This is a genomic window from Paenibacillus sp. FSL H8-0122, from assembly GCF_038005345.1.
In the GTDB taxonomy this organism is placed as follows: Bacteria; Bacillota; Bacilli; order Paenibacillales; family Paenibacillaceae; genus Paenibacillus_AQ.
The window spans coordinates 3,580,889-3,602,115 of record NZ_JBBOTB010000001.1; the positions used below are offsets into that span (position 1 = coordinate 3,580,889).

Sequence of the window (21,227 nt, forward strand, 5' to 3'; positions counted from 1 at the left end):
ACCGCCCCGCACATTTAAACGGTTGTATTTTGTCGAAATAAAACTTATATTGTCGATTGCGTACTGTTTTAGTCACATTATCAGAATGGAGACTTCTATAATTTACAGAGATTGCCGAAAAGGCTATAATCCTCTAAGAATTTACTTAGGGGGATTAAGAGAAATGGGTGTAATCGTAAATAAATATTGTTCGAAATTTATTATGTTTGTGTTGGGAATGCTTCTTTTTTTGATATGGGACAACGATGTGTCTTTAGCAGTTCAGTATAATTACAAAGGTTCTACGGGACAGCTCAGCAGTGTGACTTATGATGATGGAACGGTCATTATTTATAAACATGACCTGAATGGTAATCTTACCTCTAAAAGCAAACTTAAAACACCTGTAGTCCAAGCACCAGCAGAAGCGACTTTATTAGATAGCTCCTATGAGGTATATGCCTATGGGGTTAAAAAGGAAGCCAAAAATGTCACCTTTCCTACTTGGACGGCCTTTAATGGTAATGATGACTTAGCTTCTCCTTTGGTAGCCGGTGAAAAAGTCTCCGATGGTATTTGGAAAGCTGTCGTTCCTTTTAGCAAACATAATCAGGAGTCTGGGTTGTACTACAATGATGTCTGGGTTGATGGTGTGTATTTTGGAGGAACCACTACAGTTGTTACAAGAAATAAGGTTACTATTCCAGAGAAGGTAAATTTTAAAGATGGAGTGTATGATATTATCGTTGAAGGAGTAAGTGAAGCAATAACTAATATGACCTTCTACACTTGGACTGAAGCCAATGGTCAGGATGATTTGAAGCAAAATAAAGGGCAGAAAGTATCGCCAGGTATGTGGAAAATCACGGTCCCATTAAGTGATCATTCTTTCGAGACAGGTATATATACTACCCATATCTATACAACTGACTTATACGGAAATAGCACTGGAATCGGTGTTCAGACTCAAGTCCATTCTTCTATAATTGCTCCCTCTGAGGTAAATCTATTGGATAGTTCGTATGAAGTCTACGCCTATGGAGTCAATAAGGACGCCAAAAATGTTGTTTTCCCCTCTTGGACGGACTACAACGGTCAGGATGATTTAGCCTCTCCTTTAATATCCGGCACAAAAGTTTCCGATGGCATTTGGCGAGCTGTAGTTCCTTTTAACAAGCATAATAATGAGTCTGGATTGTACTACAATGACGTCTGGGTTGACGGCGTTTATTTCGGAGGGGTTTCAACAATAGTAAAAACAAACAAAGTCATTATTCCAGATAAAGTTAATTTAAAGTCTGGTTCCTATGAAATAACAATAGAAAATATACGTGAAGATATTTCTAAGCTAACCTACTACACTTGGACCGAGTTCAACGGTCAGGATGATATAAAGCAAAGTGGCGGCCAAAAAGTATCACCAGGAACATGGAAAATCACCATTCCTCTCAGTGAACACAATTACGAGACTGGCACTTATATAACGCACATCTATACCACTGACCCATTTGGAAATAGCACTGGAATCGGTGTTAAAACAATTGTAATCAAATGATATTTTCACCTGAGCAGCAGTTGGATAAACAGCACTTGATACCAACCACAAAGAACCCCGCAGCAGATAGAATTCACATCTGCTGCGGGGTTCTCTCCATACAAGTCAATCCATCCTAATCCTCCAGCCTACTCCTGCTTCCCCCGAAGCAAAGCGATCGCTGCCAGCAGGAAGGAGACCAGGGAGATGCCGAGGGTAATGTAGAGCATCGGCGAGGTGCCGGTAGCTTTGCCCTCCTCGTTCACAATGGCCTGATGCTCATCCATGGTCATGGTGCCGCTGCCGGACATTTCTGCGGCACCGTGGCCGTGGCCGCCACCGGCGCTGCCGGAGGCTTCAGCGATGGCCGTGATGGAATGCGGGGATTCCGTGCCGGGTTCGCCGGACCATTGCACCAGGCTGCCGTCGGCATAGTGCTGATAGGCATCCCAGGCGATATCGCCTGCGGAGTCCGGGTTCTTGGCTGTGAAGTAGAAGCGCTGGAACTGCCCGGCCTGTATGCCGCCGTCCTTCGCAATCCAGCTCACTTTATTCCCTTCAACCGTTACCTCCCAGCCGGGAGTGGCTTCGTATTGCTTGAATTCCGCGCCTGCCGGCATCCGCAGATCCACCTGCACGGTGGCGCTTTCTTTTTCAGACGGCACTTTCAGCGTATACGTCTCCCAGGCCCCCGTACTGGACTGCGCTGGACTTACGGTTACGTGGGCACTCGCCACGGCAGCGAACAACAGTAGTGTTGCGGCTGCCGGTGCGGCCAGTGCGGCTATTTTACGAAACAATCTATTCAAATGAATCTCTCCTTGTCTCTTGTAATAATCTATCTCTTCCCCGGAAAATCCCGCTCCCGCGAAGCCAGCCCCTGCTCCAGAGCATATCTTGTAAGCTGTGTGCGGTTCTGAAGCTGAAGCTTCTGGAGAATGTTCTTCAGGTGATTCTTGACCGTATGCTCGGAGATCCCGAGGGTGGCGGCAATCTCCTTATTGGTGGACCCGGAGGATACACAGCCCAGTATCTCCTTCTCCCGCGCCGTTAATGCCTCCCGCTCCTCCTTGACGGAGGTGACCGCGAACTCCTTCAGAATCTGGAACGCCAGCTCCCGGCTCAGCGGCACCTCCTCGCTTACAATCGCCAGCAGGTATTCGATCCAGGTGGACGGGGCCAGATTCTTCAGGAGATACCCCTGCGCCCCCTGCTTAAGCGCTTCGAACAGATAAGAGATCTCATCCGACACGGTGACGATGACAATCCGGACATACGGATATTCCAGCTTGATGCGCCGCGTGGTCTCCAGACCATCCATTCCCGGCATTTCGATATCGATCAGGATCAGGTCGGGCATCCATTGCCCGGTCCAGACAATCGCCTCCGCTCCGCTGGCCACGGCACCGATTACTTCAAACCGTTCATCCAGCGCCAGTATCTCGCTCATTGCCTCACGGGCATGTGCATGGTCATCGACGATCAGCACCCGGCAGCGTTCCATCCTGCACCTCCCCCTTCGTAATTTCTACAGTGGTTCCGACTGCCCCCGATTGTACATCCAATCTCCAGCCCATACTGCGGGACCGTTCCCTCATAATCTGTAGGCCATAGCTGCCGCTCACCGCAAAAGGATCATCATGCTCAATCCCCGCACCGTCATCTACAACAGTTATACGCCAGCCGTGTTCATTCCCATGACCCGAGACGGACACCCTGCCGGCACGTGTGTGCTTACGCACATTGATAATCGCTTCACGAATGCAGGACAACAGCTCTGCCTGTTCCGCCGGCGTCAGCAACTGCTCCTCCAGATGCCAATCGAGAGATACCTCGATCATGACTTCTCCGGCTATGGCCGCCAGCTGCTCATGGATAGAACGCTCCAGCGAGAAGTTCTCCGCACCGCTCACGGGCACCTTCAGATTGGCAATAGCCTGACGTGCATAACGGTTAACCTCGTGAACGGTCTTTTTGATCTGATCCACACTGTCCGCGCTGATACCGCCGTCCTTGCGGCTATGCTCCAGCCGGTCGATCCGCACGGAGAGCAGGAACAGGGACTGGGCCATTCCGTCATGCAGCTCTTTGGCCAGCGCCTCCCGAGCTTCCATCGCTCCGGTGGCCGCCCGCTCCTGCTCGAGCTCCCGCTGATTGCGCTCCATGAGGCGAAAGAGCGGCAGCAGCAGAATAATACTGCACAGAAATACCAATACAGGTGTTAAGAAGTTCCCCGTGTCCATAGAGATGTACGGCATCAGGAACTGATGTCTCACCCATTCCCAGATACCGACCATAACCGTTGGAATCAGCAGGATAAGCACTTTAATTCGGGTATACGTCACGGTTCCCTCCCCAATTTCTGTTCGTTATTTTACCATTTCCGGGTGACCGGCGGCATGACTCTTTAGGGCTATGCCCGTCCGCATATGTTACAGAATTAAGTATTTAAAAGTTAAATCATTCCCTTCATAGCTCCCATCGTCCTATCATAACAGTTAGCGAAACAATATCCGATAGGTTACACTAGGAATAACATTCAATCAAGTATACATTGATGCTGACACTACAGGAGAGATAATCATATGAAACGGATTACGATTCTAATCGCCGACGATGATCCCGAGATTGCCGATCTGATCGGACTGCATTTGGACAAAGAAGGCTACCACCCCATAAAGGTAACAAGCGGCCCGGCAGCGGTGCAGGTCATCCAGTCCAGGCATATCGACCTGGCGATTCTGGATATTATGATGCCCGGGCTGGACGGGTATGAGGTGACCCGGCAGATCCGGGAGCAGCATGGGCTGCCGATTATTTTTGTGAGCGCGAAGACTTCGGATCTGGATAAAATCACCGGGCTGGTCATCGGCGCCGACGATTATATGACCAAGCCCTTCAATCCCATGGAGCTGGTCGCAAGAGTGAACGCGCAGCTTAGACGTTCTATGAAGCTGAACCAGCCGGTTACCGAGCAGAAGGCCGTGGTGGAAGCCGGGGGGCTGATCGTCGATCCGGACCGCCGTTCCGTGACCTTATACGGACATCCCGTGGAGCTGACGCCGAAGGAATTCGATATCCTGTATTTGCTCGCCAGCTACCCTAAGAAAGTATTCAGCGCCGAGCAGCTTTTTCAGCAAATATGGGGTGAGGCTTATTATGAAGGCGGAAACACTGTGATGGTCCATATCCGCACCTTGCGCAAAAAGCTGGGCGATGACCAAAGTAAAAATACATGGATCAAAACGATCTGGGGGGTAGGGTACACGTTCAATGGCTAATCTTGTCCGCAGCTTCCGCTTCAAAATGATATCGCTGCTGGTACTCAGCATGATTTGCTCCGGTGCTATTACCTTTGTACTCTACAAAAGCCTGCAAATGTATTATACCTCTCAGGTGAAGTATGAAGACAAGCTGACCCGCTTTCGTTACCTGATTGCCGATTTCGGCGACCTGAATTTCTTCCTGATCTTCTTCATCCCGCTGGCGCTGCTGTTCTTCTTCCTGTTCACCAAGCCGTATGCCCGCTATTTCAAAGAAATCTCGCATCATATCCGCCTGCTGGCTAACGGGGATTTCAAAAGCCGGATTCAAATCCATTCTAACGATGAATTCGAGGATATTGCCGCTGATCTGAATCAGGCTAAGAATAAGCTGGAGGAAGCGGTGGAAAGGGGGGACTTTGCGGAGAACAGCAAGGACAAGCTGGTGCTGAATCTGGCTCATGACCTGCGGACTCCACTGACCTCTGTACTCGGCTACCTGGATCTGGTGCTGAAGGACGGGGAGTTAACCGCCGAGCAAGTGAAACATTACACCACGATTGCTTACACCAAATCACAGCGGCTGGAAAAGCTGATCGACGAGCTGTTCGAGATTACCCGGATGAACTATGGCATGCTTACCGTGGAGCAGCGCCCCCTGGATCTGAGCGAGCTGCTGGTCCAGCTGAACGAGGAATTGTATCCTCTGCTGGAGAATAACGGACTGACAGCCCGCATGGAGGTCACTCCGCAGCTCAAAATTACCGGGGACGGGGAACTGCTGGCCCGGGTGTTCGAGAACCTGCTGACCAATGCTGTGCGTTACGGCAAAGACGGCCGTTATGTCGATGTCCGCTGCTACCCGGAGGGTGAGACGATCGTTGTCCAGGTCATGAATTACGGGGATATGATCCCGGCGGAGGATCTGCCTTTTCTGTTCGATATGTTCTATACAGGTGACCGGGCACGGACCCATCAGGAAGGCAGTACCGGGCTGGGATTGTTCATTGCCAAAAATATCGTCGAGCAGCATCAGGGGACCATCTCCGTACAGAGTGACACGATCCGCACGCTCTTCGAGGTCCGTCTGCCGGGTGTGATCCAATAGTCTGTTCTGGTCCAGCTGCAGCCGCAGTGTTGCCGTCCTTTTTGAAGGACGGTTTTTTGCGTTGACACTTCAGGTGGAAACGGATTTATTTTTATCTTTTAAGAAAAACTTTATCTTTCCCCCACTTCTATTTAAACACACTCCTCTATGCTTAAGTCATTGAAACAAGGAGGACGAGAACATGAAGAAATGGTTAGTAATCATCGTAATTGCCGGACTGCTCGGAATGAAATGGATGGATAGGGAGCAGGAGACCGCAAAGAATGAACTGAATATAGAGACGGTACAGACGAGTGCAGATAAAGGCTCCAAGAATCTGACGGTTATTCCCAAAGAGCAAATCTACCAAGGGAACCTGCTGCTGGTCAACAAGGATTACCCCGTTCATGATACGGGAGTCAGCCAGGACATCGTCCGTCTGCTCGATCATGAGGAGCTGACCTCCGGATACCTGCTGCTGGATCACAAAACGATGCTATCCAGGCAAGTCGCAGAGAAATTCACAGAGATGGTACAGGCCGCATCCATGGAGGACATCAACAGCTTCCTGATCAGCAGCGGATATAGGGACAATGACAAGCAGCAGCAGCTATACGATGAAAAAGGGGCCGATTACGCCCTGCCACCCGGCTACAGCGAGCATAATCTGGGCTTGTCGCTGGATATCGGCTCCTCGCAGATGTCCATGAGCCGTGCCCCCGAAGGGCAATGGCTGCGGGATAACGCATGGGACTACGGCTTCATTCTGCGCTATCCTGAGGATAAAACAGATATCACTGGCATCAAGTATGAGCCATGGCATTTTCGGTATGTAGGGCTTCCACACAGTGTGATTATGCGCGACAAGAACTTCACGCTGGAAGAATATCTGGAATTCCTTAAGGAGCAGCAATCGATCACCACTACAGTGAACGGTACTAAGTATCAGATCTCTTATGTAGAAGTGCAGGGGAACACCCCTGTTCCTGTCCCCGCCGGCAAGCATCTTGAACTCTCCGGAGACAATATAGGCGGTGTGATTATGACGGTATATCCTTAATGACTAACCCATATATCATTACAATCTACAGAAAGCGGTGATGCAGAAATGAATCAGGCACACAAGCAGACAAAATACGGGTTGCAGATGCTATTTACCATTTACGTGTATATTCTGTTTAAAATCATTTTATTCAAATTCGGTTCAATTGATCTTAGCTTCCTTTGGCAGCAGCTCCAGCACAGCCCGGGCCATATTGCGGCCAGTCTGCAACGCGGAAATCTGATCCCGCTGGCCACCTTGGCTAACACCTATCACCATATCAGCACTAGCACCGTCGTTAATTTCTTGGGAAATATCGCCTTGTTTATCCCTTATGGCATCTTCCTGGTGCTGCTCAACCCGAATGGAAGAGGCAGCGGCTCCTTCAAGGGTGTAATCCTGTGGTCCTTCGCCTTAAGCGCAGTATTGGAATGCTCGCAAGCCGTCTTCTATATTGGAACCTTCGATGTGGATGATCTTCTTCTGAACACCTTCGGCGGGATGTTGGGATATCTGCTGATTCGCCCCATCATGATGATGTATATGACAGGCAGACAAGGCTCCTCCGTCACCCAGAAGTGACGGGGAGCCTTGCTTTCCGTTCGCCCTGCTCACAAGGGAGAGATATAGCGGCCATATTCAATTGCAAGCTCCGTGAAGCCATTGCCTTCCTGCTTCAGGAAAAAGCTGTTTACACCCTCCGCTCCCCACCAGTTGAGCCCAAGCAGCAATCCGTCTGCCGTATGCGCCGCGAACAGCACGGAGAACATCTGCGGGATCACCTCACCGCCGTCATCGACACGCCAGACTGAATATTCATTATCCGTAATCTCAGCAGGATAGTCCTTGAAGCTGAGCTTCCCGTCTTCCTCCAACACCAGGCTAAACAGCATCTCCTTATCCTGTCTTACGAACTGCACCAGATAGAGCTCTCTGTCCGGGCCCAGCCCGGCCAACTTCCAGGCGGACTGGATCTTCCGCCCTTTGGCGGCTGCAATACTCTTCCGCAGCGGATCGCCGGCTGCAAGCTGCGGGCCTGCCGGATCGGCAGGCTGAACCTCCAGCAAGGCCGCCTGCGGAAAGACCGCAGAATCAACCAGAACATAGGTCTCATCCCGCATCGCTGCGTCACCCTCTACCTTGAACAGATAACCGGACATATTCGGAATATTATTCGCCAGCTCCCGTCCGTTGTTGTTATCGTTGCCCGGCTGCCACTTCTCCAGCTTCACAGCCAGCACCTGCCCCCCGTTCCCAATGGCAGTGTTCAGGGACTTCAACTGCTCCCCGCTTCCCTCCTCTTCCCTGGTGACCATAATATGACTCCCGGTCTCACTCGCGAATCCGAAGACCGGCTGCAGCTTGGCAGGGTCAAGTAAGGCAGCCGGGGCTGGAGAGGCCGTAGCTGACGCTGATGCAGCCGGGACCGCACTTGCCGGGCTATCCGTCTGCTGAGCGGCTGGCGATGGACTGCCGGTAGACGGCCCGGCCGAAGCTGCTGCACTGCTGGCAGCGTCATTGCTATTCGTCCGGGCACACCCGGTCAGGCTAAAGACTATGGCTGCTGTAAGAATAAGACTTCCGGCCGCTCTTACCCGGTGCCGGAAACTGTGCTTCGCTTGATTCATAGCGGGCCTCCAGTATGATTTAGTCGAAAATCCCCATGCTGAGGTAACGTTCTCCGGTATCTGGTGCGATACATAACACCCGCTTCCCCCGTCCCAGGCGCCGCGCCTCCTGCAAGGCCGTCCAGACTGCGGCTCCGCCGGAAGGTCCGAGCAGAATTCCCTCGGTACGGGCCAGTTCTCTTACCATCTCCAAGGCATCCTCATCGGATACCTGCACGATCTCATCGTAAATGCCGGTATTCAAAATCGCCGGCACGAAGCCCGGGCTGGTCCCCACCAGCTTGTGCGGCCCCGGCTGGCCGCCGGACAGCACCGGCGAACCCTGCGGCTCCACGACAACCACACGTAGCTCCGGCAGTCGCGCGCGCAATACCTCGCCGGTTCCGGTGATGGTGCCGCCTGTCCCGGAGGTGGCGACGAAGACATCCAGCCGCCCCTCCATCTGCTCCAGAATTTCCGGCGCGGTGGTGGTGCGGTGAATGTCCGGGTTCGCCGGATTCTCGAACTGCTGCGGGATGAAGCTGCCGGGGATCTCCCGTCCCAGCTCCACCGCCTTGGCAATCGCGCCGGGCATCCGCTGCGCCGCCGGAGTCAGCACGACTTCCGCCCCGTAGGCCTTCAGGATATTGATCCGTTCCTTCGTCATATTATCCGGCATGATCAGGATGGCCTTATACCCCTTCGCTGCCGCGTTCATCGCCAGTCCAATTCCGGTATTGCCGCTGGTCGGCTCAATAATCGTCCCGCCCGGCTGCAGCCGTCCGTCCAGCTCCGCCTGCCGGATCAGATTATAGGCTGCCCGGTCCTTGACGCTGCCGCTGGGATTGAACATCTCCAGCTTCACATACAGCTCCGCATCCTCCGGTCCGGTTACCCGTCTCAAGCGTACAACCGGCGTGCCGCCAATCAGCTCCGTAATATTATTGACTACCCGCTTCGTCATTGGTGTGCCTCCTTAGTTTCGGTCCTTATCTTATGCACGATATAACACCCATTGTATAGTTACGGGATAGCATTTGTCGATTTTAAGGAATTGCTGCCACGATCGGTCCTGTGACTTGCAGTGTTGTACATTGTGCAAGATTTCCAGCCGCAGAGTAGCTCTGGTCCCCGATTGTTGCACATTTTGCAGGAATAATCAGCAGATTGGGAAGTCTGAGTCCACATTGTTGTAATTTGTGCAGGATTTCCTTTTTGGAGGCTATAAAGAGACTGATTTGTTGTAAAAGATGCAGGATTTCCTATGGCCAGGCGGGATCTGAAAGGTAACATACGTGTACGAGTAGTCATGGGTATGATGTTAACCCAAGGACGTACAGCCGATTCAACAAAAAAACCGCTCCCGGACACACGGGTTGCGGTTTTTTTTGTGCGCTGCATCACAGAAGGCGTTGCTTCGTTCCTCTACGGATTCACCGTTATCGTGAACGTGGACGTTGTGTTTTTAATCGGCGTTACCGTGTTCAGGATCTTGAGGTTGTTGAAGACTACGCTGCCCACTGCCGGCCCCTGGCCGGGCTCCGGCAATTCATTAGCCCAGATACCGACACCGGATTTGGCGTCGAAGGCGTCGCCGCTCTTGAGGGCACCGGAGATCGTAATGTTGGTGAAGATCGTGTCTGTGACAGGGAACTGCGGCGCAGAGCCGGAATAGTTCGTCTGGAACATGATTCCGTGATAGGTCGGGTCAATGATGTCCACATCGCTGACCCGGATGCCCTGGAACACCTTGGAAGCGGAGAATACCCAGATGGCCGGGAAGGTCTGTGCGCCCCAGAAATGTCCGCCTGACCGGACGACGGAGATATTCTGGAAGTTCGTCGTCGGTGACGCCCCGAAGCCGTTCATCGGATAGCCGAAGTCCAGCGAGCTGATCGTAATCCCGGAGTAGCAGAGAGTATCCGCAATATAGATGTTGCGGAAGGTATTCGCATACCCTCCGTAGACGGCAAGACCGGCTGCCCGCCAGGTCAGGATGGATGTCAGATTCTCATAGACATTGTCCTTCATGTCAGAGCCGCCGGAATCGATCGCCGAGAACAAGGCGAAGCTGTCATCTCCAGTTGCCCGCGCCTCGATGTTAGACACGAGATTGTTCGTGCTGCCGTTGGTCATATTGATGCCGTCGGCAAAGGTATTGCGGATGCGTGAGTTTTTAATGACCATATAATCGGTATTCGCGCCCCAGTACATACATACCTGATGCTCCGTCCAGATATTATCAATTGTTGTGTTGGCTACATTGGCGAAGTCGAATACCTTGCCGGGACCATCAATCCGTGAAGTATAGTTGCCGAAGTAGGCAAACCCCGAGAAGGCCGAGCCATTCGCTGAATCTGTCGCCCGGAAGCCGATGTCTGTATTCGACTGGTTGAGCGGAGCATAGAACCGGGTATACCAAGGGCCGGCTCCGACGATCTTCACCGCCTTGCCGTAGACCTGGAACTTGCTCGAGGTCTCATAGGTTCCGGCAGGAAGATAGACGCCAACTAGCTTACCCGTTGTATCCATGCGGACCTTATCCAGTGCATTCTGCACATCCTGGTGCGTGAAGCCCAGAGGAACCGTGTACTTGGCCGGGTCCGGATTGGCTATCGGCGAGACCTGCTCCAGGCTGATGAAGTCAATGGCATATTGCGAAGTATTGGCTGCATCCTTCTGCAGCCGGATCGTGCTGCCTGCCGGAATCGTGCTGTCGAACATGATATTCGCTTCGTCATAGATGTGGCGCGGGGAGCCGGCACTTGGCGAATTGCCGGGACTGGCCTCCGAGCCATACAGCCAGGCGTATTTGGAGGTCAAGGTAACGGCCTTGTTGAACACACCATTGACGTAGATGTTGAGTGTAGCTGTGGTGCCGTCACCGCCCGGAGCATCGGGAATGGAGAAGCGGGTGACCAGGGTATTGGTGCTGGCTTTGGTCGTGAATTCCACATAGCTGCCTGTTGTATTGAGGGTGACCGCTCTTCTGCCTGAAGCTTCACCGGCCAGATCGCCAATATTGCGGTTCGGGGTCAGCTTGACAGCTCCGCCGCCGATCATTCCATCTTCTGCCTCATACATGTCGTAAGGCATATTGGCCCCGCGTCCGATGTAGAGCGACTGGTTCTGGATGTTGTTGGCCCGCTTGACCGCCAGTTCGTTGGCATCCACGGCAATTTCTGTTTTGACATTATACTTTCCGTTCACCGCCGTCCAGGTCCCAAGAGACACAGGAGCCGTAGTACTTCCGGCAGCAATGACACCGTTATAAGAGCCGCTCAACGTTCTGAGGACCGCGCCGGAGGTGGCATCCGTTAAGGTCAGCGTGATGTTATGCGCGCCGCTGGCTGAGGCCGCCGTTCCCTGATTCTTAATGGCCACTGAGAAGCTGACCGTGTTGCCCCCAGCCGGGTTGCCGGGAGACCAGCTGACCGGAGAAGCAATCAGATCCGAGCTGGATACCGGATTCACAGTAAGGCCCGTAGGATGGGCATAGCTGTTATTGCCCTCATTCAGCTCAATGACATTGTTGTTCTCATCTACCTTGGCGCTTACCGTATAGGTTCCGGCATCCTTGGCACCAACACTGAAGGAGACATTGGCCGAAGCTCCTGCGGCGAGCGCACCCACCGGGGCTGTCCCGGCAAGGGTGGTGCCGGCATAGAAGCTGACTGTGGTTGCGGCCGAAGCCGCTGAGCCGATATTCTTGACGGTGGCACTCAGCGTGAGGGCATCGGTCTCCACCGGAGCCGACGGACTCCATGACATTCCGGTTACCGTCAGGTCAGGATTCGCCGCCGGTGTGCCGATAATCTGAAGCTCAGCAACCTGTCCGGCACCTGAACCGGAATTCGCCGTGATTCTCAGTTGCAGCTCACTGACTGTAGCGGTCACCGGAATGGTCACTGAATTGCCGCTGGCCGGATTAAACGTATACTCCGCCGCAGGCACCAGACTGGTGAACGTTCCTGTGGACTGGTTATGTCCCAGCACCTGGATCGTCTGGGTACGGGTTGACCAGGCGGCTGCCGGATTGAGCTTCACGACCACCGAGGTGACATTGGCATTCGCGCCGAGGCTGACGGTCAGCGTATTCGGGTAGCTGCCGCCCGCTCCTTCCCAGTAGGTAGTGACTTCTCCATCATTGGCATTGGAGGGGACGAAGGTGAAGACGGAAGAAGAAGCATTGATTGCCTTGCCGACCGCCAGATTCGAGCCGGGACCCGTGCTCGGGGTGGCCGTTGGCGTGATCGTCGGAGCCGGAGTCGCCGTTGGGGCTACAGTAGGTGTAGCCGTCGGTGCAACGGTCGGCGCGATCGTTGGAGCTACGGTTGGCGTAGCCGTTGGGGCTGCGGTCGGCACAGCCGTCGGAGCTGGCGTTGCCGTTGCCGTCGGCGCCGGGGAAGCGCTCAGCACAAGCTGATCCAGATTCACATTGCCGGAATCGGACGCATCATACTTGTAGGCAATGGTGTTGGTTCCGGCGTTCAAGGCAAGAATCTCTGCCTGGGTCGACCAGGTATCCCAGTTCGGGAGATTGGCAAGCGAGGTCTGCTTGACCTTCGTCCCGTTCACATAGATACTGAGGGTCTTGGTACTGCCGGACGCATTGGCATACCGCAGGGCTGCGCTGTAATTCCCTGCCGCCGGAGCCGTTACCGAGAAGGTTGTGGCTGCCCCCTGAGCCAGGTAGCCATCTACGAAGGCAGCACCGGTATAGCCGCTGTGATCGGTATTTGTCTTGGCTCCGCCGGATAAGGCGGCGGCCTCCGCTTCATAGGTTCCGGGTGGAGAGGCCGTGGTGCCGTGCACCTCAAGCTCAGATAGCTGTGCTGCAGGCCAGCCGGTGTTGGCCGTGAAGTTGATTTTGATATACCGGGCGGTTGCTGCAGTGAAGCTGATGGTGACGGAGTTCGCACTGCCCGGATTGAAGGCATACCCCGCAGACGCCGCCAGATTGCTGTAAGACGTATCATCCGTACTGCCTTGCACAGACAGCGTCTGTGTTCTGGCTTCCCAGCCCGCAGGCAGCTTCAGTACAACCTGATTCACACTGCTGCTGGCACCCAGATCCACCTTGATCCATTGCGGAAAAGCATTGCTGGCACTCTCCCAGTACGTACCCTGGTTACCGTCATTAGCATTCGCTGCTACATACACATCACCGACTGAGCTTGCGCTAATCGTCTTGCCCTGAGCCAGATTGCCTGCCGCCGCCCCCACTGCCGGAAATAACGCGAGCTGTCCCACACATAACACAAGCATCAGACCGTACATCAGGAACGTCCTTGCTACCGAAGACCTGGTTCTGCTGATCATTTGACAACCACCTCCCATAAATTATGGTGCCACCTTCGAGTATGCGCTTTCAAAAACAAATTATGGTAATAATATAAGATAGAGCCTGGCTCAGGTCGATGGCGTATTCTATGAAAAGTATGTGCGTACATACGGAGCGCTCAGGAAGAGAATGAACCTAACCGAAGTCGGCATACCCGCGGACGGCAGATGCTTTTACAATGAATACAACAACAAGCCACAGCGCAGGAGGAATCAGCTATGAACGAAAGTATCAGGCAGGAGCTATTATCCAAAAACGAAAAATTGATCAACATGGTGATCGAGCGGGCCAAACGGGATTTTCCGGAGGAGATTGCAGTAATCGGGCTTGCGGGCTCTTGCAATACCGGGGATTATCATGAGAAAAGCGACCTGGATCTGATCATCATCAATAATAACAACCAAGGCTGGGGCATCTCGTCCTGCTTCATTCTGGGGGATGTCGGTTATGATATCTACTGCACTCCTTGGGAGACCCGGATCGAAGAACAGGCCGCGCTTGAAAGTCCGATGATCTCCTCTCTAATAGATTTGCAGGTGCTCTACTATGCCAAGCCCGAGGATCTGGAGAAGCTTAAGGTCTATCAGCAACGGGCGCTGGATGCTCTGGCGAAGCCCCTGGGACGCGATTGTATGGAACGGGCGAAGAAGTGGATCGATCTGGCGAAGCAGGAATATGCGAATATTTGTCTTACAGAGGATAAGGGAGCCGTAAGGCTGGCTTCAGCGGAGTTGGTCTACAATCTGGTGAATGCTTTGACGCATATGAATAGTACTTATTTGAAAAGAGGGCTGAAAAGATACCTGGAGGACACCGCAGCCTACCGCTACCTCCCCGAAAACTATGAAACGATCTATATGAATGTGATCTGTGCGAAGACGACGGACGAGATCCGAAATACCTCCGGCATTCTGCTCAAAAGTATCCTTGATCTGTACAGCATCCTGTATCAGAAATATGTAGAACAGCCTGTTCCTACCTATGATAATCTGGCGGGCACCTATGAGGAATTATGGTGCAACTACCGCAACAAGATCATCGCCAGCGCTGAAAGTAAGGATGCTTCTTACGCCTTCTACGCCGCTATGGGAGCGCAGAGTCTGCTGGATGAGATGACCGAGTCGCGGGGAACGCGGAAGTTCGGACTCATGCAGTATTTTGATGCCTCGAATCTGGATCTGTTCAAGGACCGGTTCCTCCTGGCAATGGATGACTATCTGGAGGAATATCAGCGGGCCGGCCGGCAGCCCCAGAAGTACGATACTTTTGAAGAGCTGTACCGGCAATATATGAACAAGTAACAGATAAGCAAGATCATGCCCCCTCCCTTCGTTCAGGTTGGGGGCTTGCCTAATTATACATTGAAACGTGCTACCAGACCTTGCAGACCTTGCGCCAGTATGCTGAGGGCACTGGCAGAAGAGGCGATCTGTTCCACTGAAGCCATCTGCTCCTGCGATGCGGCGGATACTTGCTGTGTACTTGCCGCTGTAGTCTCCGAGATATGCGTAACGGTACGGATAGAGTCTACAATCTCCTCCGTTGCTGCCGTGATTTCTTCTACCGCACCGGATACCTCCTGAACCTGTCCCGCCAGTGAATCAATCGAATGGCGGATGGCATTGAAAGACTGCCCGGCCTCTTCTATGATCCGGGTTCCCCCCAGCACTTCGTTCATGCTGTTCTTCATCACCTTCACTGCATGATCTGCATCGGCCTGGATTCCGGTTGCCATTTCAGCAATCTGATTGGCGGAATCTGCGGACTGCTCAGCCAATTTGCGCACTTGATCGGCTACGACAGCAAATCCCCTGCCATGCTCTCCGGCGCGGGCCGCTTCTATGGTCGCATTCAGAGCCAGCATATTCGTCTCCGAGGCGATCCCCTTGATCACCCCGACAATGCTGTTTATGTCCTGTGAACGCTTCATGAAGCCCATAACCTTCTCCGATAAGGACTGAATGGATTCGTTGATGGAATCCATCTGCCGGACCGCAGATTGCAGGGATAGATCCCCGGCCACCGCATAATCTGCAGAACGCAGGGAAGCTTCCGAGATATCCTGCACACTGGCAGCAATCAGCTGAATACCGTCCGACATTTCAATAATGGTGTTCATGTTAGTCTGCAGGTCATTCATCTGCATGCCCGCACCACTTGCGACCTCACCCATAATTCCGGAGATCTTCTCGGTCGTTTCGGCGGTCAATCCGCTATCCGAGGTCAGCTTCACTGAAGAAGCCGCCAGACCGTTCGCGGATAGCTTCACCTGGGTGATCATCGTTGCCAGATTATCGGTCATTGTATTGAAATTCCGGGCCAGCTCACCGATCTCATCCTTCGTCTGCACACTAAGCTTGCGGGTCAGATCGGCATCGCCGCGCACAATCTCCTGAAGCTGCCTGTTCACATCCTTTACCGGCTTCAGAATCCGTGCGGACAATACGAATGCGATCAACAGAGCCAGTACCACGGATAATCCTGTCACCCCCATGCTGGTAATCATAGCCGAGCTGCGGTGGGTAGCTGCCTGATTCTGTTCTTTCATAATTTCATCATGCAGCATCGTCTCGAATACCAGCTGTGAATCGATGATAGTCGTAAGGGAGAGGCTTGTGAACGATTTCTGCGCTTGCGGGAAATCCCCTTCTTTGGCCAAGGCAAAAGCCTGCTTCAGCACCGTCAGATAATTGTCCCACTCCCCCTCCAGATTCTGAATTCCCGCAAGCTCCGCTTCATTCAGGCCGGCGCCCTTAAACTCTTCGACTGCGGCTGTAATCTCCGGGATCTTGGCTTCATAGGCGGTCAGATTGGCTGTTCTCTCCTCCGTGGTATTACTCATCACATACCTTGCGGCCAGACCGTCCGCCGTCCGGATATCATCGGTTAATTTCTGTACCATCGACAGCTTGCTGTAATTGTGGTTGATCTGCTCTGTAAGCATGGTTGCTTTAGCTTGAAATATAGTACTGCCGAATATAGCGAGAATGAACACGATAATAACAGCGGCGAAACCAAACATGATTTTGGCCCGGATTCCTCTAAGTCTGTTGAACATGATAACTACCTCCACTCGATATGTAAGCTTTACAGTGTGACCTCTACGTATCGTACATCATCATTCTTAAATGAAACTGAAATACGCTGCCAAGCACAAAAAAACCGCCATCCCTGCCAAGGCAGAAATAGAGGTTCTCTGAATTACGTCTTGTAATCCGGTTCAATCGTACAAATTCCCGTTCGCAAGCATTGCCAGCCGCTCCTCATCCCGCACAATCAGCCGGCCGTTCCTGCGTTCAATAATCCCGTCTTCAATGAGGCGGCGCACCACCCGGTTCAGATGCCGGTAGCTGGTGCCCAGCAGATCGGCGGTCTCAGTCAGCGTGGAGGTGCGAATCTCTTCTACGCGCTGGGCGCCAGTGTTGTCCGCGAACAGCGACATCAGGTAGCTGGCGAACCGGTTCTCCACCGGATAGAGCACATTCATGGCAGAGGTCTGGCCGAGCGTGTACATTTTGTGGCTCAGCTCTCCTACCAGGAAGCGCAGCAGCGCTGTATTGTCTTCAATCTCCCGGAGCAGCAGCTTCCTTCCGGCAACAAGCAGCAGGCTGTCCCCTACAGAGACCACCTCATTCTTGACGGGATACTGGCGCAGCAGCTCCACATCCCCGATCACCGACATCGGCCGGGCGAACCGGACCAGCATCGACTTGCCGTTGGGCAGCAGCGTATGAATCTTCAGCTTCCCCTGCATCAGGAAAAACATATGCTCCAGCCGGTCGCCCACCGAGCAGACCGCCTCCCCGCCGCCGTAACGCCGAAGCTCCATCTGGGCAATAGCGCTGCTGCTGAACATGGCTGTGAGCCCATTCTGCTCGGTAAGGCTTCGAACCGCCTCCGGATTTATAATCGATTGCATGTGGTTCTTCTCTCCTTGTGTGATTTCAGCTGAAATTACTGTAACACAAGCCTGAGCACAGAAGCTATTTCTGCGTTACCTCTCCGGCAAAATAGTCCTCAAGCGCTCTACGCTCCCGGTGATTCGCCAGATTGAACGATGTCCAGCTCTGCTTAGGCTGAGTGCGTTCAGACAGTCTGCTGCGCAGCGCCTCGTCCAGAATGCCCTTCTCCTGCTTGCTGAATTCGATCAGCTCTGGAACCACATCTGCGGAGAGACCGGCCAAATAACCGGCATCCAGCGTCCCGCTTACTTCGTAACGGTGGATATTCTGCTTCGCAATGATATGATCCATCCCTATATAGTTCATCAGCACATAAGAAAGCAGGCCGAGCACGATGTAGCATTTGAGAAGCGGGAACGGTTCCCGGCTAATCCGCACGGCCGCCAGCACCAGCAGCAAACCGAGGAAGATCATGAAGGCATGCACCAGGAACCGGATGTAGGTGTAACCGTACGCCTCTTCATACAGAGTCAGCCTTGAGTATGCAGAATACAGCATGACCATGGAGCATAACACCAGAATATACAGCAGGAGCTGAATTACCCGCTTCAGGATACCGCCCGCTTTGCGCACTGCCAGCAAGGACAGCAGCAAGATCGCGAAGTTAATGGAGGTGACCAGAATCAGCTCCAGAAAACCGCTCCGCGCATAGTCTGCATACGTACTGTTCTCCGGCAGAATACCATCCCAGGCTCCGAACAGATACGAGAACTGGACACTCACAAACAGCATGTACACCGCATTGATTGCAGTCAGCACGGTAGTGATTATGACCGGGTCATCAAGACCGATACTGTCCTCCCCTGCCTCAGCCGCTTCCAGCTTCTGTCCCATCGCATCAAACTCACTGACCAGAGGAGTGCGGATATAGGATTTACTCTGTACGAACCCCCAGACGAAGCCGAACATGCCCAGCCCGAGAAGCAGAACCCACGGGCCCCGGAAGATCCAGTCCCCCAGTGAAATATTGTCAAAAATCCCCGGGAGTGCTTCCAGCAGCTGACTGAACACTCCGTCCGCCGTAGAGAGCAGCGAGATCACAATCAGCAGCAGCGGTACGGAAATCAGCAGACCGATCAGCACCCGCATCAATACCTGCTTGCGTTCATTCGGTATCCCGCCTTTGCCCCGGCGCAGCAGCCTCAATGCTGTGGCCCAGTTGCGCAGACTTTGCGGGAACAGATGCTCAAGCGCCGCGCCGATCAGCGCAAGTCCGCTCCAGGCGGGCTTACGGTAACTAAGCATATACGTCATATGTAATAGAATGAGCACCGGAATAACAACGAAATTAAGGGCAAAGAAAAACCAGTTGCCGAACAGCATATAGGTCAGGGACAGCAGAAAAATGGAAGCCATCCAAACATAGCTGAACCCGTTCTGCTTGCGCAGCCGCTCCTTGGCGAAATAGAGCATAAAAGCATAAAATAAGACCACAAAAATCGGGTAAGAGATCCCCGGCATTTTGCCGTAGAACAGGTACTGATGCACAATCGCAAGCAGAAATGCGGCCAATAAGGCTACACGCCCAAGCCCCGGTTTGGATACCGTTTGTTCGTCCATGGTAAATTCCCCCATCTTCTTACTATCATATCCTGATTTTAGCTGATAAAATAAGAAGAAAAAGAGAAATATAATATTATTAATTTCCTATTTTACAGATTAGACAGGAGGAGAATTCCCCACATGAAGCTGCACAGTCAGTTCCTGAAGCTGCATTCGCAGCATGGAGGTCCGGCCGAGATCTCCGTCACCCTGGACGAGCTGGCCTTGACCCTTGGCTGCACCCACCGCAATGCACTGCATGTGATCCGCAAAATGGCCGATCTCGGCTGGATCACCTGGACCCCCAGCCGGGGGCGGGGGCGGCGCTCCAAGCTGGTGTTCCTCGCAGCGGCCGAGGACATTGCCCTGGAATCTATGAAGCAGGCGATAAGCAGCAAGGATATCAGCAGTGCGCTGGAGGGCATCCGCGGACATGCCCGCACCTCATCGCTGCAGGACACACTGCAAGGCTGGCTGCTGGCTTACTTCGGGCATCATGCCGAGGTGCACAGCGACAAGCGGATCGATACGCTGCGGCTGCCGGTCACCCAGCAGCTCCATACCTTCGATCCGCTCTATATGAATCTGCTGGCGGAGTCATTCGTCTCCAGCCATGTTTTTGACGGGCTGGTCGGCCGCAGCGGTGAACGCGGCAAGGTGATCCCCGGCCTGGCCCATGCCTGGGAGACAGACGGGAGCCGGAGCGCCTGGACTTTTCATCTGCGCAAGGAGGTCTTGTTCCATCATGGCAAGGTATTGACCGCCGAGGATGTCGTCTACTCGTTCGAACGGATGATGTCTACCTCGCAGCGCATGCTGTACAGCTATATTGTCAAGGAGATTCAGGAGGTCCAGGCCTTGAATGCCTCTACCGTCCGCATACTGCTGAAGAAGCCGAATGAGCTCTTCCTTCCCTTCCTCTGCACCAGCCGGGCGGCGATTGTGCCCCGCGATCTGGAGTCTATTGGAGAGAATCTGTTTGGACGCAGGCCGGCGGGCACCGGACCGTTCAAGGTCGTAGAGATGAATGAGGATACCTGTGTGCTGGAGGTGTTCCCCTATTACTTCCAGGGGCGGGCCCATCTGGACCGTGTGGAGATTATCTATGTCCCATGGAGCCTTGACCGGGAGCCCTCAGAGACCGGCTCTGCCTTCCATGTCATCCCGAATCCGTCAGCGGCGGGCGCAGACTCTCTAAGCAGAATCCACTCTGAGTCCTATGTCCGCAAATTCGTAACCTGCAACACGAAGAAAAAGGGACCGCTAAGCGATCCCCTTCTCCGTGCCGAACTGCTGTCCTGTCTGCATGAAGCTCCGAGAGTGCCCTTCCGGCATTTCGCAGCGCCTCCGGCTGAAGTCTTGCAGATTGCCACGATCCCGCAGTACGCCGGGGATGCCGAATACATCGCCGCAAGACTAACGCAGCATGGATATGCCTGCAAGGTGTTATCCGTGTCGCCGGAGGAATTCAAAGGTCCGATCCGCCTGAAGTCTGACCTGATCGTCTTCTCCTTGCTCCGCGACCAGGACGAGCAGCTCCGGCTGTACGACCTGTATCTGACCCTCTCGCAGCATATCGAACCACGCACCCGTGCGGGCATTGAGGGCAGACTGCGCCAGATCTCGCGGGAGCCTGACGCCGCCGTTCGGGCGGAAGGCTTCCGGGTGATCGAAGATACTCTAACCCGTGACCACCAGCTGCATATTCTCTACGAACGGCCTGCCGAGACCGCCTATCTGCCCTCCGTGCGCGGGGTGACCTTCAACAGCCAGGGCTGGGTCGATCTGCGCCATCTGTGGTTTCCGCCGGAGCTGTAGATACGAAGTCGAAGGCCGGAGAGGCTGCACCGCCAGACTATTTTAGGAC

The 21,227-nt window shown here is 53.5% G+C and carries 16 protein-coding genes; 7 read left to right on the top strand and 9 right to left on the bottom strand.

Annotation, left to right across the window (positions count from 1 at the left end):
- Positions 1-163 precede the first annotated feature (163 nt).
- Positions 164-1,534 carry a GBS Bsp-like repeat-containing protein gene (locus NSS64_RS15710; RefSeq protein ID WP_341140709.1) on the top strand — a complete coding sequence of 457 codons (1,371 nt, stop codon included), beginning with the start codon at positions 164-166 and terminating at the stop codon, positions 1,532-1,534.
- A gap of 128 nt (positions 1,535-1,662) precedes the next feature.
- Here NSS64_RS15710 and NSS64_RS15715 read toward each other — a convergent pair whose 3' ends face one another.
- Genes NSS64_RS15715 through NSS64_RS15725 form a run of 3 tightly spaced genes read right to left on the bottom strand, consistent with a single transcriptional unit; the run spans position 1,663 to position 3,858 of the window.
- Complete coding sequence (locus NSS64_RS15715) at positions 1,663-2,313, bottom strand: DUF1775 domain-containing protein (RefSeq protein WP_445667840.1); 651 nt, start codon at positions 2,311-2,313, stop codon at positions 1,663-1,665.
- A gap of 38 nt (positions 2,314-2,351) precedes the next feature.
- Positions 2,352-3,017 carry a response regulator transcription factor gene (locus NSS64_RS15720; RefSeq protein ID WP_340941487.1) on the bottom strand — a complete coding sequence of 222 codons (666 nt, stop codon included), beginning with the start codon at positions 3,015-3,017 and terminating at the stop codon, positions 2,352-2,354.
- Positions 2,986-3,858 (bottom strand): sensor histidine kinase, encoded by an 873-nt coding sequence (locus tag NSS64_RS15725; protein ID WP_341140711.1) that lies wholly within the window; start codon positions 3,856-3,858, stop codon positions 2,986-2,988. Before NSS64_RS15725 ends, NSS64_RS15720 begins: the two co-directional genes overlap by 32 nt.
- A gap of 240 nt (positions 3,859-4,098) precedes the next feature.
- Here NSS64_RS15725 and NSS64_RS15730 point away from each other — a divergent pair, with 240 nt between their 5' ends.
- The 4 genes from NSS64_RS15730 (at position 4,099) to NSS64_RS15745 (ending at position 7,487) form a co-directional block, all read left to right on the top strand.
- On the top strand, positions 4,099-4,794 hold the full coding sequence (locus NSS64_RS15730) for a response regulator transcription factor (protein WP_341140712.1): 696 nt from the start codon (positions 4,099-4,101) through the stop codon (positions 4,792-4,794).
- Entirely contained in the window at positions 4,787-5,884 is a 1,098-nt protein-coding gene (locus tag NSS64_RS15735) for a sensor histidine kinase (RefSeq protein WP_341140713.1), read from the top strand. The genes NSS64_RS15730 and NSS64_RS15735 overlap by 8 nt, the downstream gene beginning before the upstream one ends.
- Positions 5,885-6,065: 181 nt before the next feature.
- Entirely contained in the window at positions 6,066-6,923 is an 858-nt protein-coding gene (locus tag NSS64_RS15740) for a M15 family metallopeptidase (RefSeq protein WP_341140714.1), read from the top strand.
- Between the two features lie 48 nt (positions 6,924-6,971).
- Positions 6,972-7,487 carry a VanZ family protein gene (locus NSS64_RS15745; RefSeq protein WP_340992492.1) on the top strand — a complete coding sequence of 172 codons (516 nt, stop codon included), beginning with the start codon at positions 6,972-6,974 and terminating at the stop codon, positions 7,485-7,487.
- 29 nt (positions 7,488-7,516) lie between these two features.
- Here the strand turns inward: NSS64_RS15745 and NSS64_RS15750 are convergent, their stop codons facing one another.
- The 3 genes from NSS64_RS15750 to NSS64_RS15760 all read right to left on the bottom strand — a co-directional run bounded on the left by NSS64_RS15750 (position 7,517) and on the right by NSS64_RS15760 (position 13,834).
- Positions 7,517-8,533: a hypothetical protein gene (locus tag NSS64_RS15750; RefSeq protein WP_341140715.1), complete on the bottom strand. Its 1,017-nt coding sequence runs from the start codon at positions 8,531-8,533 to the stop codon at positions 7,517-7,519.
- A gap of 19 nt (positions 8,534-8,552) precedes the next feature.
- Positions 8,553-9,476: a cysteine synthase A gene (cysK, locus tag NSS64_RS15755; protein WP_341140716.1), complete on the bottom strand. Its 924-nt coding sequence runs from the start codon at positions 9,474-9,476 to the stop codon at positions 8,553-8,555.
- A 461-nt stretch (positions 9,477-9,937) separates the two neighbouring features.
- The gene (locus tag NSS64_RS15760) at positions 9,938-13,834 is read right to left on the bottom strand and encodes a galactose-binding domain-containing protein (RefSeq protein WP_341140717.1); all 3,897 of its coding nucleotides are present in this window, start codon (positions 13,832-13,834) and stop codon (positions 9,938-9,940) included.
- A gap of 240 nt (positions 13,835-14,074) precedes the next feature.
- Between NSS64_RS15760 and NSS64_RS15765 the strand changes: the two genes are divergently transcribed.
- On the top strand, positions 14,075-15,157 hold the full coding sequence (locus tag NSS64_RS15765; RefSeq protein ID WP_341140718.1) for a nucleotidyltransferase domain-containing protein: 1,083 nt from the start codon (positions 14,075-14,077) through the stop codon (positions 15,155-15,157).
- 53 nt (positions 15,158-15,210) lie between these two features.
- Here NSS64_RS15765 and NSS64_RS15770 read toward each other — a convergent pair whose 3' ends face one another.
- The 3 genes from NSS64_RS15770 to NSS64_RS15780 form a co-directional block, all read right to left on the bottom strand.
- A complete protein-coding gene (locus NSS64_RS15770; protein WP_341140719.1) occupies positions 15,211-16,914 on the bottom strand; it encodes a methyl-accepting chemotaxis protein in 1,704 nt (567 codons plus the stop codon).
- A 162-nt stretch (positions 16,915-17,076) separates the two neighbouring features.
- A complete protein-coding gene (locus NSS64_RS15775; RefSeq protein ID WP_209879837.1) occupies positions 17,077-17,775 on the bottom strand; it encodes a Crp/Fnr family transcriptional regulator in 699 nt (232 codons plus the stop codon).
- A 64-nt stretch (positions 17,776-17,839) separates the two neighbouring features.
- Entirely contained in the window at positions 17,840-19,378 is a 1,539-nt protein-coding gene (locus tag NSS64_RS15780) for a DUF4153 domain-containing protein (protein WP_341140720.1), read from the bottom strand.
- A 123-nt stretch (positions 19,379-19,501) separates the two neighbouring features.
- Between NSS64_RS15780 and NSS64_RS15785 the strand changes: the two genes are divergently transcribed.
- Positions 19,502-21,178 carry an ABC transporter substrate-binding protein gene (locus NSS64_RS15785; protein ID WP_341140721.1) on the top strand — a complete coding sequence of 559 codons (1,677 nt, stop codon included), beginning with the start codon at positions 19,502-19,504 and terminating at the stop codon, positions 21,176-21,178.
- Positions 21,179-21,227: the final 49 nt, after the last annotated feature.

Bases quoted from the DNA above. Each gene is read 5' to 3' on its own strand.
- NSS64_RS15735 (WP_341140713.1), top strand. From the start codon at position 4,787: ATGGCTAATCTTGTCCGCAGCTTCCGCTTCAAAATGATATCGCTGCTG.
- NSS64_RS15710 (WP_341140709.1), top strand. From the start codon at position 164: ATGGGTGTAATCGTAAATAAATATTGTTCGAAATTTATTATGTTTGTG.
- NSS64_RS15780 (WP_341140720.1), bottom strand. From the start codon at position 19,378: ATGGACGAACAAACGGTATCCAAACCGGGGCTTGGGCGTGTAGCCTTA.
- NSS64_RS15770 (WP_341140719.1), bottom strand. From the start codon at position 16,914: ATGTTCAACAGACTTAGAGGAATCCGGGCCAAAATCATGTTTGGTTTC.
- NSS64_RS15745 (WP_340992492.1), top strand. From the start codon at position 6,972: ATGAATCAGGCACACAAGCAGACAAAATACGGGTTGCAGATGCTATTT.
- NSS64_RS15720 (WP_340941487.1), bottom strand. From the start codon at position 3,017: ATGGAACGCTGCCGGGTGCTGATCGTCGATGACCATGCACATGCCCGT.
- NSS64_RS15775 (WP_209879837.1), bottom strand. From the start codon at position 17,775: ATGCAATCGATTATAAATCCGGAGGCGGTTCGAAGCCTTACCGAGCAG.
- NSS64_RS15730 (WP_341140712.1), top strand. From the start codon at position 4,099: ATGAAACGGATTACGATTCTAATCGCCGACGATGATCCCGAGATTGCC.
- NSS64_RS15765 (WP_341140718.1), top strand. From the start codon at position 14,075: ATGAACGAAAGTATCAGGCAGGAGCTATTATCCAAAAACGAAAAATTG.
- NSS64_RS15740 (WP_341140714.1), top strand. From the start codon at position 6,066: ATGAAGAAATGGTTAGTAATCATCGTAATTGCCGGACTGCTCGGAATG.
- cysK (WP_341140716.1), bottom strand. From the start codon at position 9,476: ATGACGAAGCGGGTAGTCAATAATATTACGGAGCTGATTGGCGGCACG.
- NSS64_RS15785 (WP_341140721.1), top strand. From the start codon at position 19,502: ATGAAGCTGCACAGTCAGTTCCTGAAGCTGCATTCGCAGCATGGAGGT.
- NSS64_RS15760 (WP_341140717.1), bottom strand. From the start codon at position 13,834: ATGATCAGCAGAACCAGGTCTTCGGTAGCAAGGACGTTCCTGATGTAC.
- NSS64_RS15750 (WP_341140715.1), bottom strand. From the start codon at position 8,533: ATGAATCAAGCGAAGCACAGTTTCCGGCACCGGGTAAGAGCGGCCGGA.